Origin of the sequence: Scytonema sp. PRP1 (genome assembly GCF_036697665.2) — a bacterium.
GTDB lineage: Bacteria > Cyanobacteriota > Cyanobacteriia > Cyanobacteriales > Nostocaceae > Kalymmatonema > Kalymmatonema gypsitolerans.
Genome location: NZ_JBAHYJ020000028.1, coordinates 13,752 through 31,955 on the forward strand (window position 1 = coordinate 13,752; position 18,204 = coordinate 31,955).

The following is an 18,204-nucleotide window of genomic DNA, read 5'->3' on the forward strand; positions in this document are numbered from 1 at the left end:
TTCTCCGTCTTAAACTTCTGATGTCCAAACTATTTGAGAACCTTGTCCCCAAAACCCATCATATTTTGTAACCTTCACATCGCCCAAAACTTTGGTTTGGCAGGCTAAACGTAGGTCTGTTGTAGGAGAATGGGGAGGTAGTGACCGCCGCGCTTTGTCGCGCCAATTTGGCTGTGATACTTTGCCTTCTACAAGAACTGCACAAGTTCCACAGCTGCCAATTCCCCGACAGTTTATAACCTTAGCACCGCTATTGTAGAGGTCAACACCATTTTGCAGCAATATTTGCCGCAGATTGGCTCCGCGAACGCACTCAATTGTTTTACCTTGAGCTTGTACCTTGGGCATTCGTGAACACGCTCGTTAGCTTGTTGTTGTATTGTAACAATCCATTTCAATATAGAAAAATACCGAAACACTATATAACAATAGCTAACCTTAGACCTGAAAAAAGTAGACATCTTGCACTCAATAGATTTTTGTAGGGGGGAACAACTGAGAAGTCGCTATTCTAGGAACTTAGAAATCCCAACTGCATTCTATATTCTGCTTTTTGTTTCCTTTATCCGGCTCAGCACTCTTATTGAGTGAGCCTAAGGAACGGTAAAATCTTTTTTTAAGACCTAAACAAGTATCCTGTAGTACTTTCTTCTTGCCCTATCCTTAACTGTACTTACACATTGCCTTAGAATTTGTCTCCAAGAGTTCGTATCTTATGACTGCAAATTCCTCACCCCAACTTTGGATCTATGACACGACGCTACGGGATGGCACTCAACGCGAAGGGTTATCGGTGTCAATAGAAGATAAGTTACGCATTGCCCGCAGGTTGGATCAACTTGGAATTCCTTTCATAGAAGGTGGTTGGCCTGGAGCAAATCCTAAGGATGTACAATTTTTCTGGCATCTCCAAGAAGAACCGCTGACTCAAGCAGAGATTGTCGCCTTTTGCTATACCCGACGCCCTCAAAAAACAGCAGCAGATGATCCTATGTTGGCAGCAATTCTTGCTGCTGGTACGCGTTGGGTGACAATTGTTGGAAAGTCTTGGGATTTACACGTCACTGAAGGACTCAGGACAACTCTTGCAGAAAATTTGGCGATGATACAGGATACGATTGAGTATCTTCGCTCTCAAGGGCGTCGCATTATATACGATGCAGAACACTGGTTTGATGGCTACAAGCGAAATCCAGATTATGCTTTACAGACATTACAGACGGCAATCTCTGCTGGTGCTGAATGGATAGTTCTTTGCGACACTAATGGCGGCGTTTTACCTCACGAAATTACTCAAATTGTCACAGAAGTCGTAAAGGTGATTGGGGATTTGGGACTGGTGACTGGGGAAGCCTCTTCCCAATCGCCAATCCCTAATCGCCAATCACCAATCCCTCAGATAGGAATTCACACTCATAACGATTCAGATACGGCAGTTGCCAACGCCTTAGCTGGTGTCATGGCTGGAGTGAAGATGGTTCAAGGTACCATTAATGGGTATGGTGAACGCTGCGGCAATGCCAATCTCTGTTCGTTGATTCCCAACTTACAACTCAAGCTGGGTTACAAGTGTATTGAAGATAACCGATTATCTCAACTGACAGAAACGAGCCGCTTCGTGAGCGAAGTCGTAAATCTTGCTCCTGACGAACATGCTCCCTTTGTCGGACGTTCGGCTTTTGCTCACAAAGGTGGTCTTCATGTATCGGCGGTGGAACGCAATCCCATGACTTACGAACATATGCAACCGGAACAAGTCGGAAACCGTCGCCGTATTGTCATTTCTGAACAGTCTGGCATGAGTAATGTTTTAGCCAAGGCACGCACTTTTGGTATTGATCTCGATAAAAATAACCCCACAACAGGGGAAATCCTGCAACGTCTGAAAGTTTTAGAAAGCGAAGGATTTCAATTTGAGGCGGCGGAGGCAAGTTTTGAGCTGTTGATGCGCGAAGCTTTAGGCAGTCGCCAGGTTTTCTTTCAAATTAAAGGTTTCCAAGTCCATTGTGACTTGGTTGAGGGCAAAGAAACTTCTAACGCCCTTGCCACTGTAAAAGTCGCTGTCAACGGTAAGGATATTCTAGAAGCTGCCGAAGGAAACGGACCTGTTGCCGCTTTGGATGCGGCTTTACGCAAGGCTTTGATAAATTTCTATCCCCAAATGGCTGAGTTTGAGTTGACAGATTATAAAGTCCGGATTCTTAACGGACACACGGGGACAAGAGCGAAAACCCGGGTTTTGGTAGAGTCGGGTAACGGTCATCAACGCTGGACAACGGTTGGTGTTTCCACCAATATTTTGGAGGCGTCTTATCAAGCAGTGGTAGAAGGTTTAGAATATGGTCTTCTGTTGCACTCTCAAGCTGAAGCGGCTTTGAGTACTTCCAGTTGAAAATCCGCCAAGTCGCGCACGATCGCTGCGGAGAATTCTCAACGTCTCCTTTGATTTAACGTGAGTTCTGAGTTCTTTCAAAAGTGCAATTGCCAATCCCAGACAATTTATTGAAACTCCCACACCACGAAGGTGATTGGCAATTTGGTTGAAGAATTCACTGTATGTTAGTTGTGGTTGTTAGTTGTTTAATAACCACTTAGCGCTCACTGCTCACAGTTCACGACTAGCTTCTCTTACGAGAAACTTTCCCATGCTTGAGCAACGAGTTGGCTGAGCCAGCGTCTTTGTTGTAGGTCTAGCAGGCTATCGTCAGCTAGCAACTGGGCGGTTAACTCTTCTAAGGATTGACCCTGAGAACGAACAATTTTGATGACACCAGCGATCGCAGCAGCAACCAGTTCTTCATCAATCGGCTCTTGTCTTAAGGCAACGATTTCTTGTGGACTGTCTGGAATGGGATAATTCATGGCGTGCGTTTACAGAAACAAAGAATGAACAATAAATGTGAGAAACTCTTAATATTTCTTTACTGAATTTTCATTCAACCGATAGGGCGGAGTTTACCATACTTTATTCCTTTGTTAAATCGGTCTTAATTTATAGATTTATCGGAGATTTTAGAAAAAAATGCAAGAGATTCTTTACCTAGAAATCCCTACTCCCGAGACAACCGCTGTATGCAACTGGCTACATACTGACTTTGAACCAGGAATTGGGGAAAAAGTACTTACCCCGCAAGGCTTTCGCTTGAGAGTTTCTGATACTACAACTAGTAGTGGGACGATTTCGGAAAAGCTACCGGTTGAACTTTCTGTCTTCATCTGGTCAGTGCAGCGAACCACGTATTTGAAAGCGTTCCGTTGGGCAAATAAACCCTTTCCCAAAGAGCAACAAATTCTTAAAAAGCTCACCACTGGCTTGAGAAGTCGCTTCCCCCACGAATATCCTGAACTTCCAACGCTCTTATTGTCTGAGCAATCAATTTTTGAGGCGCTTGCTCCCTACTACCCCCTAACCGTCAAATATTTTCAAAAAATGCCCAACGGGGAATATGACTTGAAGCGAGCCTACTGGTGGGAGCAAAGATGGCGCGAAGGTGTACGCAATCCCCAACAGCCGCGTCAAGTCGTGTTTTCCCATACAAGTCAAGCAGAGGAGAGCATAGATACTAATTCTCCCCTGCATCCCCAATACGACCTCATCTACATCGGCGGGGCGCTTGGAGTTATCCATGCAGCAGTCATGGCAAAACTAGGCTATCGAGTCCTGCTGTTGGAACGATTGCCTTTTGGGCGAATGAACCGAGAATGGAATATTTCCCGTGATGAGATTCAAAGTTTGCTCAACTTGGGTTTGGTGACGGCTGCAGAAGTGGAATCGATTATTGCACGGGAGTACAAAGACGGATTTAATAAATTTTTTGATGCTAATAATCCCAGCAACCTAAAAGCGCCTGTTTTACACACCCCTACAGTGCTCAATGTGGCTTTAGATTCTGAAAAATGGTTGCAAATGTGTGGGCAAAAGCTGCAAGCCGCAGGTGGAGAAATTTGGGATCAGACAGAGTTCATGCAGGTAGATGTATATAATACACAAGTTGTTGTTACTGTCAAGGTTTTAACCAGTCAAATACAGAAGCAAGTGAGTGGGCGACTGGTAGTGGATGCGATGGGAACCGCTTCACCAATTGCATGGCAATTGAATGGCGGTCGTGCTTTCGACAGTGTTTGCCCAACTGTGGGAGCAGTGGTTGAGCGGGGATTTGAACCGGGAGTATGGGATTCTCAGTATGGCGATGTTCTCTACAGTCATGGGGATATTTCACGAGGAAGACAGTTGATTTGGGAGTTGTTTCCTGGCGCAGATGAAGAATTGACAATTTATTTATTTCATTACCACCAAGTGAATCCCAAAAACCCCGGTTCCTTGCTGGAGATGTACGAGGACTTTTTCACGATTTTGCCAGAGTATCGCCGCTGCGATATCGATAAGCTGGTGTGGAAAAAGCCGACTTTTGGATATATACCGGGGCATTTTAGTGTGGGAAGTCGCGATCGCACTGTTGCTTTTGACCGTTTGATAGCGATCGGCGATGCAGCATCACTCCAGTCTCCCTTAGTTTTCACTGGCTTTGGTTCTTTGGTTCGCAACCTAGAACGCTTGACAACTCTTTTAGATACCGCCCTTAAACATGACTTGCTGAGTTTCCGGCATTTGAACCAAATTCGCGCTTTTCAAAATAATATTGCCGTCACTTGGATGTTTTCCAAAGGAATGATGGTTCCTACTGGCAAATTTATACCACCCCAGCGAATCAACTCTATGCTCAACAACTTTTTTGGGCTGTTGGCAGATGAACCTCTAGAGGTGGCAGATAATTTCATTAAAGATAGATTCGATTGGTTGACCTTTAATCGGCTAGCGCTCAAAGCAGCTTGGAACAATCCTGCATTGCTACTGTGGATTTGGGAACTTGCAGGTGCTAAAGATTTACTCAGATGGACTCGAAACTATTTTGACTTCAGTCGCCATGCTCTTTTACGCACTTTGCTTAGTGGATGGTTCCCACGCTTTCTTCGGCGAATTGGTCCTTGGCTGGAACCTCGATATCCCGCATTGTGGTTACGGCTATTAGCAATTAGCTATGCTCTCACCACAGGCATTGCACGTCCCCAAAATTCAGTAGCCCAAGTTACATCGGAAACGACACTTCAGAAGCCAAAAGCCATTTAGTTCTTTCTCATTAGTCAAAATTCTTAACTAATGACTAATGACTAATGACTAATGACTAATGAAATGACTAATGACTAATGACTCTTTGGTCTAAAATTTGGTAGCTCCACAGCAGCCAAAGATTTTCGCCGCTTGGGTGGACGCTGCGGGTAAACCACTGGGGAGGGGGAGTTGGAGTTGGTATCGTGGTTGGTCGGCTCTTGAGAGTCAGTATTCTTTGACAATTCCACAGATGACAATTGCGATACTTCTATCCAATAGTCCTCAGTTTCCTGTGGAGAATCAATACTTAGTGATGTTTGAGCAGTTTCTGGTTCTGAAACCTGGGGTATTACAGAAGTTTCCCAAATAGCTTCAGACGCCGAGGTACTGGCTACATCTTTTTCAGCAGCAGGTTGTGCAGATGTGGACACAGGGTTGGCAACGAAAAACATTTGGATCACACCATCCAATTGGTCTTCTAAGCTTGCTGAACCCAACGATGAAACTGTTTCAATTTCTGGTTCTGGTGTGTCAACTGGTTGCGTTTGTGTAAATGTTTCTTCTGAATCTGTCGTGTCCCAAGTAGACGATGGATTGGGTATAGAATGATCCCATTGGTATGGGGGTGATGCGGTCGTTTCCCCGTAAGGATTATCTACACTATCGGTAAAAGATTCAGGTTCTGCTTGAACTGACCAAGGTCGAATCGGTTGCGCTTGGCAAAACAAAAAGCTAGAGTGCTTAGATGGTCTTGTTTGACTGCTGCCTATATGATTATTATCAAGCAAATCGTAGCCAGGAACTGGTGTCTCCAGACACTTTTCCAAAGCTGCTTTAAATTGTAGAGTCTGGCGTTGTTGTCGCATCAGCCTTGTCCGTAGCTCTCGACAAGAGTTTTCTGATTGCAATAGCTGGTGAGACTGTTCGTTGCAGGTGGATGTCATCAGCGTACATTCCCGCTCTAATTGAGCAAGGCGTTGTTGGCTAATTTCTAGCTGCGCTTTGTAATTTTCAATCAAACTTTCCTGACGCTGAACCGTTTGCACAGCAGTTTCCAACTGTTGAAATAAGGAATTTACTTGCTCTTGAGCTGCAGTAAATTCCTGAGTTTGTTGGTTAAGCATCGACTCTGCAACACTTGAGCGCTTTTTCTGCCACTGCAAAGCCATCTCCTGTTCAGTTAAGGTAGCTTTTAGCTCCTCTACTTTGTCATACAACTCATTATTGGCAGAACGTAATTCTTCATTCAACTCCAGCAATTTGAGGAATTCAGCGTCTATGACTTGTTGTTTTTCGCTGTTCGGTTCTGCAACCCAGTCTTGCTCCAGTGCATCCTGTTCTGATGCAATTTCGCTTTCGCACTCGTTGTTTTCTGTTGGTGCCAGTAGTGGCTGGTTAGCAACAGCAGTGCTTCCACTATTGTTAACTGAGTAGAATGGACAACTCACCTGCTCGGGTTGCAGGGAATAGGTATTTGTTAGGGGTTCAACAAAATCCCCATTGTTTGGGGTGTCAGTTTGATTCATCACTCTCTTCACCCACCAGCCTTAAATTACAAAGCAGAGACTGCGATAGCATGACATATAAATGCTGTCTCATTAAAACAGACTATCGAAGGCAAGTTTAGCTTCTTGTGTCATTAAGTCACTAAACATGAGCTAGTTATACCTTTTCCTCAGTGCTGCTTGCAAAAAAATACAGAATAAAAAAATACTCCCGTTTTTGATCAAGCAACATATGCCGTTGAATGGTCTCACCCTGTTTCTCTGTGCTAAACAGTTGTAGCAGTTTTCATTGAAAAAATACAACGATGACTTTGATAAGATATGTAATGCAGGCAGTATCTATGAGTCTATAAGGATATTACCATTAGGTGTAGATGTGGTATCAGGACTCATCTTTAGTAGGGCTAGACTTTTCTCGGTTAGTAGAACTGTTCTGAGTATCTGAGTTATCTAAATCTTCTGGAGTATTGGTATTTCGCCTATTTTCTGGCGGCGATTTTGTGGAGCCAAAGGAACAGGCGATTGCAATCTTCACAATGTCGAAGTAAGCAGGGCGGTTGTCTTTATCCACAATCGCCAAAGAGAGCGATCCAGCAACTAAGATGACGAGAACAGGGGAAAGTATTTCTTTCCCTGGTTGGCTGTTTTTGTTATTTGGCATAATTGAATCTCCTTGTAAAGACAACCTTAGGCTGGGTGAGAGCCAGCCCAAGGCAATATAAAGCTAGACAGATTCGCAAAATCTTTTGATGTTCTAACGAAAAGACTCAAGAATCATCGCTATTGCCGTCAAACAAAATAGAAAAATACCCAAGCGCCAAAACAATTCTCGTACTATAAAGAACAGTCCTGCGGCAATATGCGATACACCAAAACTGACTGACAAGACGTAGGCGATCGCAAAACCAAACAGCATCAGCAAAAAATATTTGAGGAGCCGAGACACGAGTCTCATTAAACGACTATCCTGTTTTGTCATCATAAGCTCATTCCTTGCAATTCTATGTTTGAGTAAAAATCAATAAAAAAACAAGGCTGAAGCAGTGATTTTCACCGCTCAGCCCTGTCGTAGCTTGTTCCAGACTCTCGTGGGCTAGAAAATATTCAAAGATCTAACTTGCCCGCCTCAGGATGAGAACAGTTTTTCCACTGCTTCTTCATGACCTGAAACTAGATAATTGCCAATAAGCTTGCAAAACTCAATCTACATCCAACAACTCAGTCACCATTGCACCAAACACGGGCGCTGTTTTTCCTTTCTTAGATTTTGAAAAGTCCAATTGGAGTGAGCCAAACCCCTTTGACAAAATATTTATTAACCCAACTCGGAAACGCTCACGATAGATAAACAATTGGCTTTGTCTATCCGGGGGAAACTGCTCTAGATAGCTTTTGAGCTCTTCATTAGGGCAGCGGAAGCAGCCTTGGAACGAAAATACACGCAGTTCCAATTCTTCAGGACTTATTTTTCTGATGCTTACTTCTATTGTCCCATCCTTAAAATTATGGCAAACGCGAATACTTTCCTCGATAGACGCAAACAATGCTTCAGCAGGGCTAGGAGAATCTGGTAACAGCATAGCCTTGGGCACCTCAGTGCTAGTAGTTCAGTTGTTCTCTACTCGTTCACACCCAATGTAGTAAACCGTTGTCTACCATTCTTTATACTTTTTTTGGATTCAACTTGTCAACTACTTTGATAATCTCATTGGACAAGTTGATAATATGAAGTATTCTTGAAGGTGTATATATTTTTGTCTAGTGGACTTGAGCGATGAGTTCAGAAAGTGATTTTTGGGTTGCCTGCTTACAATGTTCCTGTAGATAAAGGGTTGTTCCTAAAATCTCAGGGTGTATCTACTTGCATCGTTACCTAATACACTGTGGAAGATTCAGGTTCTAGATAAAATAACTAAGAATAACTAACTCCTCACATCTACCTCACATAATTATCAACTCTCACTTACTTGAGTGATTCACCCTTATGACTGATATTCCCGAAAGTTTTTTGAGAGCAGTGACGAGCGAACAGAAGGTGACTGAAGCAGAGCAAAGTGCTTTAATCCTGGCTTTAGGTGGTCAGACAGCAGAGGCGATAGCTACGATTCTCAAAATTAGTGCGCCAGCAGTGCGTAAGCGGCTTGGCTCAGTGTATCAAAAGTTTGGTATAGCCGGAGGTACTCCAGGGAAATTAGAGGTCTTAAGAAATCTGTTACAGGAGAGATATCAGTTATCAGCAGCAGTAGGTACCCAATCGCGGCGTGATTTTGGAGAAGCCCCTGATGTCCCGGTTTTCTTTGGAAGGAGGTTAGAGTTAGACACGCTAGAAGAATGGATTATCAAACAGCGCTGTCGGTTGGTAGGGATATTTGGTATGGGGGGGATAGGTAAAACGACTCTGTGTGTAAAGTTAGTTCAGGAGATTCAGGATCAGTTTGAGTATGTTATTTGGCGATCGCTGCGTCATGCTCCTTCTATTAACGACATTGTTGCAGACCTGCTCAAGTTCCTGCCCAATAACGAAGCGAAAACCGATTGGGAGAATGCAGAAGTAGGAATTTCGCAATTAATAGCACGGTTGCGGAAACACCGTTGTCTGCTGGTACTGGATAATACAGAGTCCATCTTGCTCAAAGGCGATCGCGCTGGGCATTATCGCCAAGGATATGAAGGATATGGGGAACTGTTTAGACAAATTGGCGAAGTTCCTCACCAAAGCTGTTTACTATTGAACAGCCGGGAGAGTCCGAAAGAGATTTTGCCGTTGGAAGGAGAAAAGCTCAAAGTCCAAGCATTGCAATTGAGTGGTTTGGAGCGACAAGAAGCCAAGAAAATCTTTGTGGGTAAGGGTGATTTTTCAGGAACAGACGAAGATTGGTCAAACTTAATTAATCACTATGCAGGGAATCCCTTGGCATTAAGGATAGTTGCCACTACGATTCAAGAGGTCTTTGGTGGTAACATTTGTGAGTTTCTCCAGCAAGGTACTGCAGTATTTGTAGGTAATATTCGAGATATTTTAGACCAACAGTATGAGCGCTTATCAGCTTTAGAAAAAGATATTCTCTACTGGATAGCAATTAATTTCAAACCTACTTCTTTATCGGAATTACAAGAAGATATTATTTCTACATTATCAAAATTAGAAATCATAGAAGCGTTAGAATCTCTGAGGCGGCGTTCACTGATTGACAACGAAAATGGTTCAGCAAAATTTACTCTACAACCTGTGGTGATGGAGTATATAATTAACCGCTTCATTCAGAAGATTTGTGAAGAGATTACCTCAGAAATTGCTATAGAGAAAATTGTCATTTTTAAGAGTCATGCACTGATAAAAGCACAAACGGAAGTAAAAATCCGTAATACCCAAATTCGTTTTATCGTTGAACCCATTGCCGAGCAACTCATTAATACCTTTGGAAATCAAATTAGAATTAAAGAGCATCTCATCCAGATTATCTCAGTACTCCGAGAGAGAACTCCTCTGACATCAGGGTATGCAGGTGGAAATGTTATTAATTTAGTTTCTCACCTAAGAATAGATTTAAAAGAATGTGATTTTTCTAATTTAAAGATTTGGCAAGCATACCTTAGAGGCGTGGACTTGCATAATGTTAATTTTACTAACTCTGATTTATCCAAGTCTGTCTTTACTGGAATATTGCATAGTATTTTGTCAGTGGCATTTCACCCACCACAGGGAGAACTTTTAGCTACGGGTGATGCTGATGGCAGGATTAGCTTGTGGCAAGTTACGTACGGAGAACAACTTTTTAGCTGGAAGGCACACGCTAATTGGGTAAGATGTGTTGCTTTTAGCCCTGATGGTAAAACACTCGTCAGCAGTAGCGATGACCATACTGTGAAATTATGGGATGTGGAGAGCCAACAACACCTCAAGACTTTTGCAGAACATACCAATTGGGTGAGGTCAGTTGCCTTTAGTCCTCAAGGTAATATCTTTGCCAGTGGCAGTAGTGATGCCACGATCAGACTCTGGGATAAACAGGGCGATCGCCGAAGGCGCAGCGAAGCTGATCGCAGCCTGAAAATTTTCCGGGGACATAACTACTTTATACAATCCATTGCCTTCAATCCACAAGGTAATATACTTGCTAGCGGTAGTGCCGACAAAACAGTAAGGCTGTGGGATGTAAACACGGGTGAATGCCTGAAAATCCTTGAGGGACATACCAACTTAGTGCAGTGCGTTGCTTTTAGTCCACAGGGTAATATACTTGCTAGCGGTAGTGCCGACCAAACTATCCAGTTATGGGATGTAAACACGGGTGAGTGCCTGAAAATCCTTGAGGGACATACCAAATTAGTGCAGTGCATTGCTTTCAGTCCTCAAGGGACAAGCGAGACCCCTATGCTACTCGCCAGTGGTAGTGTTGACCAAACTGTACGGTTATGGGATTTAAACACTGGTCAATGCCTAGATATTCTTGAGGGACACATCAATTCCGTACGGTCTGTGGCATTTAGTCCCCATGGAAAAACACTTGCTAGCAGTGGCTATGACAAAACCGTAAGGTTCTGGGATATTGAGAGCCGTAATTGCACCCAAGTTCTGCAAGGATACAGCAATTGGGTCAATGATATTGCCCTTAGTCCTAATGGTAAGCTGCTCGCAAGCAGCACTGATGATAAAACGATACGGTTGTGGGATATCGGAACTGGTCAATGTAGTCAAATTTTGGAAGGACAAGCCAATCGGATATGGTCTATTACTTTTAGCCCAGATGGTCAAACTTTAGCGAGTGGTGGTGATGACCAAGCTATTTGCCTTTGGGATGTACGTACCGCAAAACCCATCAAAACTCTACCAAATACAGAGCGGGTACGGTCGATTGCTTTCAGTCCAGATGGTCAAACTTTAGTTAGTGGTAGTGTTGATCAATGCATCAGGTTCTGGAATGTTCGTACTGGTGAATGCTTTGAAACTATAGAAGCACACAGTAATTGGGTGCAGTCCGTTCGCTTTAGTCCGGATGGTGAAACTTTAGCAAGCGGTAGTGATGATAAAACGATACGCCTGTGGAAGATCCACACAGGTGAATGTATCCGCACTTTGGAAGGACACAAGATGCGGATTTGGTCTATAGCTTTTAGCCCGGATGGTCAAACTTTGGCTAGTGGCAGTGATGACAAAACTGTGAAGCTATGGGATGTCAGTACCGGACAGTGTCTGAAAACTTTTAACACTCAAGCCTGGGTGCGAGCAGTTGCTTTCAGTCCTCAAGATAATATACTTGCCAGCGCCAGTCTTGACCAAACCGTTGAAATTTGGGATGTGACTACAGGTGAACGCTTCAGAACTCTCAAAGGGCATAACAATGGGGTACGATCTGTTATTTTTAGCTCAAATGGTCAAAATCTATACACTGCTTCCCAAGATGGAGCAATTAAACAATGGGACGTAACAACCGGTGAATGCTTGAAAACTCTAATCTCAACAAGACCTTATGAAGGAATGAACATTACGGGTGTTATTGGTCTAACTGAATCACAAAAAGAGACGCTGAAGGAATTGGGTGCAATTGAAAACTGAGATGTCATATATCATACTATCCTTTTCAGGAAATGCCACAAATTCAATCTAGAAAAATCCGTTTCTACGGAGCTAAAGACATAGACCAGCTCCCCCAACTGCAACAACTTTCAGCAGCAGACCGCATGGCAATGAAAGCAGTTGCCCAAGTTCTTCCCTTCCGTGCTAACAACTATGTAGTAGAGGAGCTTATTGATTGGGCGAACATTCCTGATGACCCAATCTTTCGTCTCACCTTTCCTCAGGGAGAAATGCTCAATCCCGAACATCTGGACAAATTGGTTTGGCATCTAAATAACTCCCAGCCAGAAGACTTGCACCAAGTTGTGAGCGCAATTCGTTCTCACCTGAACCCTCATCCAGCAGGGCAGATTGAATACAACGTTCCTACTCTCAAAAGCGATCGCGCCTTGCGCGGCTCCCTGCAGGAGCATCGCGTTCCAGGGATTCAACACAAATATCCTGAGACAGTCCTCATTTTTCCCACAGCGGGTCAAACCTGTCATGCCTACTGTACATTCTGCTTCCGGTGGCCCCAGTTTGTGGGAATGGAGGGTATGAAATTTGCGACCCGTGAATCAGGAATTTTCCAAGACTATCTCCGCGAACACAAAGAGGTAACGGATGTTTTGATTACCGGAGGAGACCCTTTGACGATGAAAGCAAGGCATCTTTCTCTATATATCGAACCTCTTCTAAGTTCTGGTTTTGAACATATCCAAACCATTCGCATTGGAACTAAATCAGTAGCTTACTGGCCTTATCGGTTTGTTACTGATGAAGATGCTGATGATATCCTGCGTCTGTTTGAAAGGGTGACTCTTGCAGGTAAGCATCTCGCCATTATGGGGCATTATGACCACTGGAAAGAAATGGAAACCGAGATTGCTCAAGAAGCTATTAGACGCATCCGCTCAACAGGAGCGCAGATTCGCACCCAAGCACCGCTCATGCACCGGATTAATGACTCAACAGAGGTGTGGATTCGGATGTGGCGGGAACAGGTTCGCTTAGGTTGCGTTCCCTACTATATGTTTATGGAACGAGACACCGGGGCAAAAGAATACTTTGAAGTTCCAATAATCCGGGCTTGGGAAATTTTTCAGCAAGCGATTCAAAAGGTCTCTGGGTTAGCTCGAACTGTTAGAGGTCCAGTTATGTCAGCCCTACCAGGTAAAGTCTTAGTGGATGGTGTTGCTGAGATTTTTGGCGAGAAGGTGTTTGTGCTTTCTTTCCTTCAAGGACGCGACCCTAACTGGTGTAAACGCCCCTTTTTTGCTCGATATGACGATAAAGCAAGCTGGTTAACTGAACTTACTCCTGCACTGGGAGAGCAGGAGTTTTTTTATGAAAAGCAATTAGAAAAAATTCTTAACAAAGGACGGTAGACTATGTTTTCTCACTCAAATCAGCCTTCATCGTCGGACATCCCCACTCTGACCTTTACAGATGATATTGGATGTATTTCAGGAGCATTTACGTCAGGCGCGGCAAACTTTTAACCTCTCAGTCATAGGACTTACGCAAAAACCCTGTGAAACTCTTATTTCTTTGTGTCCTTTGCGTACGAGTGCGGTAGCCTTCGGCACGCCCTTCGGGTTCGCAGTCGCCTACGGAGGGAAACCCTCCTGCAGCGCTGCCTCACCGCTACGCGTCTACGTTTCTTCATAATGCATGCGTAACTCCTGAGTCATTGCGATCGCAGCTTCCATTATTTATCATCAGTATGATAGGGGCAAGTCTTTTGATTTCTGGCAAAGCACTTGAGAGAACCGTTACAGCAGCTACAAGGCTATTTTCTACAACCTTTTGCACTAAAATAGCCAAACAATCTAGTCAGAAATTGGCAGAACTGACCAAGAATCTGAGCGTTCTGGGTTCTTCTGTCAGAACAGTCTAAGCCCTCCTACTCCTTTGTCTAGACTCTTTTGAAGTTGCACTCAAGAATGAATGTGTTCCCAGCCTAAGGCTGGGAACAAGTATTGTAAAGCATAAACGAGAGGTTTGATTACGGCAGCCAACGGGGATGAAATCCAACTAGGGGAAGCTGTTCTGGCTTAATCTCGTTTGCCGCAGCAGGGTCGGAAATGGGTAGCAGGGGCATTAACCACAGGCTACTGGTAGCTATTGTCTGTCCGTCATCAGTTGTTAACATATTTGCTTGTGATGAGCCGGTGGGGGTTGTCTGCGGTACAACTTGGTCAAATAACAACCCCAAACCATCAGGTGCTAAACTCATCTCCACATTCCGTTGGTCGGGGGGCAATACCAGCAGTGGTTTTTGTTGCCCGCTTTTGAGGTCGATCGCCACTAAATATGGCTGTTCCTGATACAGTTCTCCTGATAAGAGCTGAGTTAACAAGCAGTAAAGGGTGGGTGAGGCGGTATCAAACTGGCAGCTAACAATTGAGCCTTTGGTGCGTAACAGTTGTTTTTGCACGCCTTGGTTAGTCACCAGAAACAAATCTCGGGTGTAATCTGAATTAAACTTGACCATTGCCGCTTGCGAACCATCCTTAGAGAAAGCCTGCACCAAGCCAAACTGTGGTAAAAAATCTAGGGGTTTGCTGGTTTCTGCTTCCAGGGCTAATATTGCTGCACCTTGACCTTGGGCAACTGCGACAGCTTTACTATCCGGCGTGATGATAAAGTCTCCCCCTGGTTGACTTTTGAGACGTTTGAGGGTTGGTTTGTCTTGAGAATTTTTGCTGTTTACGGGCATAAACCACAGCCCAAAGTCGCCTGGATCATCTTTTTTGCCTCGTTGGACAACAAGAATTTGTCCATCAGGCGATAAGTCAAATTTCAGGTTTTGATATTCCTTGTTATCCAAAATTAGGTCAACTCTACCTGGTGCTTCTGCTTCTTTTTCAGATTCCGCAGAAATACCGGTTGTGACAGTATAAAGCTGAGATGAAAGTAAGTCTTGGCTTCCGAGTTTGCGAGCAGAAAATAAAATTTTATCCCCATTTGGAAAGGGCTTAAAATCCATCACAAGTAAGTCTTTAGGCGTGAGTACCTTTTTTTGTTGTTGGGTGAGATTGTAGAGAACTAATCGCCCCTTGTCTTGTTGATCTGCTCCGACGTAAAGAATGACGCGATCGCGTGTGCGAAAACTTCCTGTAAACGGTTGTATTTGTCTGTTTTTTCCTTCTTGTTCCGAAAATTTATCCTTGGCTGCTTCTAGCTGTACTTTGTACGTTGTTCCATAAGGGGCTGGTGTCATCAGTGTGTAAACCATCCGCCGCCCTGCCCAACTCATTTTACCTGCTAAGGGCGGATCGATTTTTATGTTATCTTCTACGCTTTTTGAGTCCATTGGGCGACTAAAGGTGAGGCTGAAGGATATATCGTCTGCTCCAACTTCTTGGTTCTGCCAGCTAAAATGACGCACGCTAGGCTTAACTGCATCACCCTGTAACATTAATAGCCCAATCAGCAGACTGAGGATGAGCATCAGCCCGATAGCAATACGATCTAGTGGTTGGAAAAAAGTTTTACTAGTAGTCATTAGTCATTAGTCATTAGTCATTAGTCATTAGACATTAGACATTAGTCATTAGACAATATTGCATCTCTTTGATTCCATCTGTGTCCATCTGTGTCCATCTGTGGTTAATTATTCTTTTTTTCGACTTTTGCAAGAAGTCTATTAGTCATTAGTCGATTTTGATGACTTTCGACTATCAACTCCTGACTAGTAAGAATATGGATTTTTCGGTTGGGGAATTTTTTTCAAGGAAGTTGCACCGATAGTCAATTGGCGTTTATTTGCCAAATTTTCCGTCATCATTTGTCCTTCAATTTCCAGCCAGGTATCGGGTGGATATTGATCGCGAGTCTCTTTCAGTTTTACAGGTAATCCCACAGGATAGGCATCTGCAGCGCAGCAAGTGATGACAAATCGTGCCAAGAAGAAATATTCTTTTCCTAAATCCGGTGGGTGGATAACAAATCCCTGTACCTTGACTTTTTGTCCTGTATATGAGTCTGGTTCTGGATAGACGTTGAGCGTACGTACCCAATCTAGGAGTGTTCGCTCTTCTGGACGGGTCGAAGGGCGGAATGCTTGAGGTTGGGCGCGTGTTGCTCCCACTAAATCTGTCACACCTCGCGCAAGCGCTGTTTGGCTGGCAAAAACCTGGGGTGTAATTGTTAATCCTAGGATTGCTGCTGTTAAGAGTATTGCACTACCCCAACCTGGTGGAAAGAAACTCAGGTGCTGCAGACTTGGAGCCACCTCACGCCGCTGCCGCAAAAGTTGCAGTGTCTTGAAGCCACTAACAATGAGCAAGCCAAGGGCACCTGCAATTGCTAACCAGAAGTAATCGGGGTGAATTAACAAGTTGAGTTTGTTAGTTAGCCAGTACTTGAGGATTAAAATACCCCAAGCTGCGATTGCTAAAACATCAACCCAAGACTGTAAGTTATAATGACGGATTTTAGATTTTGTTTTTGGTATTGAAGTCATTGGTGTTTAGTCATGAGTTATGAGTCATTAGTCAGAACGCAACAGACAAATGACAAAGGAAGAAATAACCATCATGAAAAATAACTCCTTTTTTAAATAACGTGCAAGTTAATGAAGAGGGTGAATAAAAATGTTAACTGTCCTGCTAAAACAAACAAGTAGATGACAGCCCTTGGTTTCAAAATTGATAACAATAAACCAATGCCTTTGATATCAATCATTGGTCCAAATACCAGAAAAGCTAACAAGGAACCGCTGGTAAAAGTTGAGGCAAAAGACAGGGCAAAAAATGAATCAACGGTAGAGCAAATTGACACCACTGCAGCTAATATCATCATGGCAGTGATTGAGGTAATTGGACCCGCCCCTAAACTGATGATAAATTCACGAGGGACTGATACTTGAATAGCAGCAGCGATCGCGCTTCCGATAACTAACACAGCCCCTAATTCCCGCAATTCTTGCACGCAATTATCCACCAGCAACTGCAGTTTATCTGCTAGGGGTTTACTAGCTTGAGAGGTTGCCATATTTGCTTGCACGGCATTAGCATCTATCCGCATCGTTTGACCTGCTTGCCCTCCTAGCAAATAAGTTCCAGACTGTAGTAAGGTAGGTACCGTTGCTTGCTGTTGTTGTACTAATTGTTTTCTAGTGGGGCGTTTGCCTTGTGGGTTTGCAGGTGGGTTGAATTTCAGATAACGAGCGATCGCAGGTTCTACAATCGTTGCTAAATCTTTTTGAAAACTAAAGACAAAGCCAACAATGACTGCAATCGATAGGGAAAATACGACTCGTAACACCACTATTTCTGGCTGATCGCGAAATGCCGTCCAAGTTACCCAAATGACAATCGGGTTGACTGTCGGTGCTGCTAGCAAAAAGCCAATTGCTACTGGTATCGGTACTCCTTGCATCAGCAACCGCCGTGCTACTGGTACGTTACCGCATTCACAAACAGGAAATAAAAAGCCCACTAGGCTACCAGCTAATGCACCCAGCAAAGGATTTCTAGGCATTTTTTCCACCAGTTTGCGCTCATCGACAAAAAACAGTAGCAAACTAGAGAACAAAACCCCAAGCAACAAGAAAGGTATCGCCTCGACGAGCAGACTGAGAAAAAGGGTAAAACCATTGTTCAGTTGATTCATGTGTCTCGCTGATCAAAGCGCTGTTGAGTTTTTCGGTTGTGCCAAATCATTTTTTTCAAAATCGGTATGACCTACAGGTAGGAACAATGAAACAGCACTCAAGTCACAAGATTTTTTAATGCTAATTGTGACATATGTCTGTTGCCAATCTTTAGTTGGGCATGAGCCATTAGCAATAACCTGTTTCATTTGGCTGTATATACTTGCCTCCATGTACAAAAGATGAATCTTATTCCTAGTGCAACGTGCCGGAAATAACAAGGGCAGTTAAGAACTAGTCAAAAGACAGATATCACAAGCATTATTTCCTTCGTTTAGGCAAGAGCTTTGCCCTACAGTTCCTGCTGCCTTCTGCCTTTAAGCACTAGATTCTTAAATTTAACAAATAGTTCCATTCTCGGAGTGTCAGC

General features: G+C 43.7%; 14 protein-coding genes. 4 read left to right on the top strand and 10 right to left on the bottom strand.

Translation table 11 applies throughout. The features are described from left to right. Positions 1-9 precede the first annotated feature (9 nt). Positions 10-348 (bottom strand): 2Fe-2S iron-sulfur cluster-binding protein, encoded by a 339-nt coding sequence (locus tag V5G28_RS04930; protein ID WP_096565430.1) that lies wholly within the window; start codon positions 346-348, stop codon positions 10-12. 367 nt (positions 349-715) lie between these two features. Between V5G28_RS04930 and cimA the strand changes: the two genes are divergently transcribed. Next, positions 716-2,392 (top strand): citramalate synthase, encoded by a 1,677-nt coding sequence (gene cimA, locus V5G28_RS04935; RefSeq protein ID WP_332990039.1) that lies wholly within the window; start codon positions 716-718, stop codon positions 2,390-2,392. A 236-nt stretch (positions 2,393-2,628) separates the two neighbouring features. Here the strand turns inward: cimA and V5G28_RS04940 are convergent, their stop codons facing one another. Continuing rightward, positions 2,629-2,862: a hypothetical protein gene (locus V5G28_RS04940; RefSeq protein ID WP_073633312.1), complete on the bottom strand. Its 234-nt coding sequence runs from the start codon at positions 2,860-2,862 to the stop codon at positions 2,629-2,631. Positions 2,863-3,022: 160 nt separating this feature from the next. On the opposite strand from V5G28_RS04940, the gene V5G28_RS04945 reads away from it, so the two are divergent. Next, positions 3,023-5,128 carry an NAD(P)/FAD-dependent oxidoreductase gene (locus tag V5G28_RS04945; protein WP_332990041.1) on the top strand — a complete coding sequence of 702 codons (2,106 nt, stop codon included), beginning with the start codon at positions 3,023-3,025 and terminating at the stop codon, positions 5,126-5,128. 74 nt (positions 5,129-5,202) lie between these two features. Here the strand turns inward: V5G28_RS04945 and V5G28_RS04950 are convergent, their stop codons facing one another. The 4 genes from V5G28_RS04950 to V5G28_RS04965 all read right to left on the bottom strand — a co-directional run bounded on the left by V5G28_RS04950 (position 5,203) and on the right by V5G28_RS04965 (position 8,195). Continuing rightward, positions 5,203-6,636 carry a hypothetical protein gene (locus tag V5G28_RS04950; RefSeq protein WP_332990044.1) on the bottom strand — a complete coding sequence of 478 codons (1,434 nt, stop codon included), beginning with the start codon at positions 6,634-6,636 and terminating at the stop codon, positions 5,203-5,205. Positions 6,637-6,997: 361 nt separating this feature from the next. Next, positions 6,998-7,276 carry a hypothetical protein gene (locus V5G28_RS04955; RefSeq protein WP_332990046.1) on the bottom strand — a complete coding sequence of 93 codons (279 nt, stop codon included), beginning with the start codon at positions 7,274-7,276 and terminating at the stop codon, positions 6,998-7,000. Positions 7,277-7,369: 93 nt separating this feature from the next. After that, positions 7,370-7,597: a hypothetical protein gene (locus V5G28_RS04960; RefSeq protein WP_332990048.1), complete on the bottom strand. Its 228-nt coding sequence runs from the start codon at positions 7,595-7,597 to the stop codon at positions 7,370-7,372. A 217-nt stretch (positions 7,598-7,814) separates the two neighbouring features. Beyond that, the gene (locus V5G28_RS04965) at positions 7,815-8,195 is read right to left on the bottom strand and encodes a hypothetical protein (RefSeq protein ID WP_332990050.1); all 381 of its coding nucleotides are present in this window, start codon (positions 8,193-8,195) and stop codon (positions 7,815-7,817) included. A 404-nt stretch (positions 8,196-8,599) separates the two neighbouring features. On the opposite strand from V5G28_RS04965, the gene V5G28_RS04970 reads away from it, so the two are divergent. Next, complete coding sequence (locus V5G28_RS04970) at positions 8,600-12,172, top strand: NB-ARC domain-containing protein (protein ID WP_332990051.1); 3,573 nt, start codon at positions 8,600-8,602, stop codon at positions 12,170-12,172. A 32-nt stretch (positions 12,173-12,204) separates the two neighbouring features. Then, on the top strand, positions 12,205-13,560 hold the full coding sequence (locus V5G28_RS04975) for a KamA family radical SAM protein (protein WP_332990053.1): 1,356 nt from the start codon (positions 12,205-12,207) through the stop codon (positions 13,558-13,560). A 620-nt stretch (positions 13,561-14,180) separates the two neighbouring features. Here V5G28_RS04975 and V5G28_RS04980 read toward each other — a convergent pair. The 4 genes from V5G28_RS04980 to V5G28_RS04995 all read right to left on the bottom strand — a co-directional run bounded on the left by V5G28_RS04980 (position 14,181) and on the right by V5G28_RS04995 (position 17,983). Beyond that, a complete protein-coding gene (locus V5G28_RS04980; RefSeq protein WP_096565422.1) occupies positions 14,181-15,683 on the bottom strand; it encodes an Ig-like domain-containing protein in 1,503 nt (500 codons plus the stop codon). A gap of 186 nt (positions 15,684-15,869) precedes the next feature. Further along, on the bottom strand, positions 15,870-16,643 hold the full coding sequence (locus tag V5G28_RS04985) for a TIGR03943 family putative permease subunit (RefSeq protein ID WP_096565419.1): 774 nt from the start codon (positions 16,641-16,643) through the stop codon (positions 15,870-15,872). Positions 16,644-16,735: 92 nt separating this feature from the next. Next, positions 16,736-17,794, bottom strand: a complete 1,059-nt coding sequence (locus V5G28_RS04990; protein WP_096565417.1) for a permease — start codon at positions 17,792-17,794, stop codon at positions 16,736-16,738. A 12-nt stretch (positions 17,795-17,806) separates the two neighbouring features. Next, on the bottom strand, positions 17,807-17,983 hold the full coding sequence (locus V5G28_RS04995) for a hypothetical protein (protein WP_332990058.1): 177 nt from the start codon (positions 17,981-17,983) through the stop codon (positions 17,807-17,809). Positions 17,984-18,204: the final 221 nt, after the last annotated feature.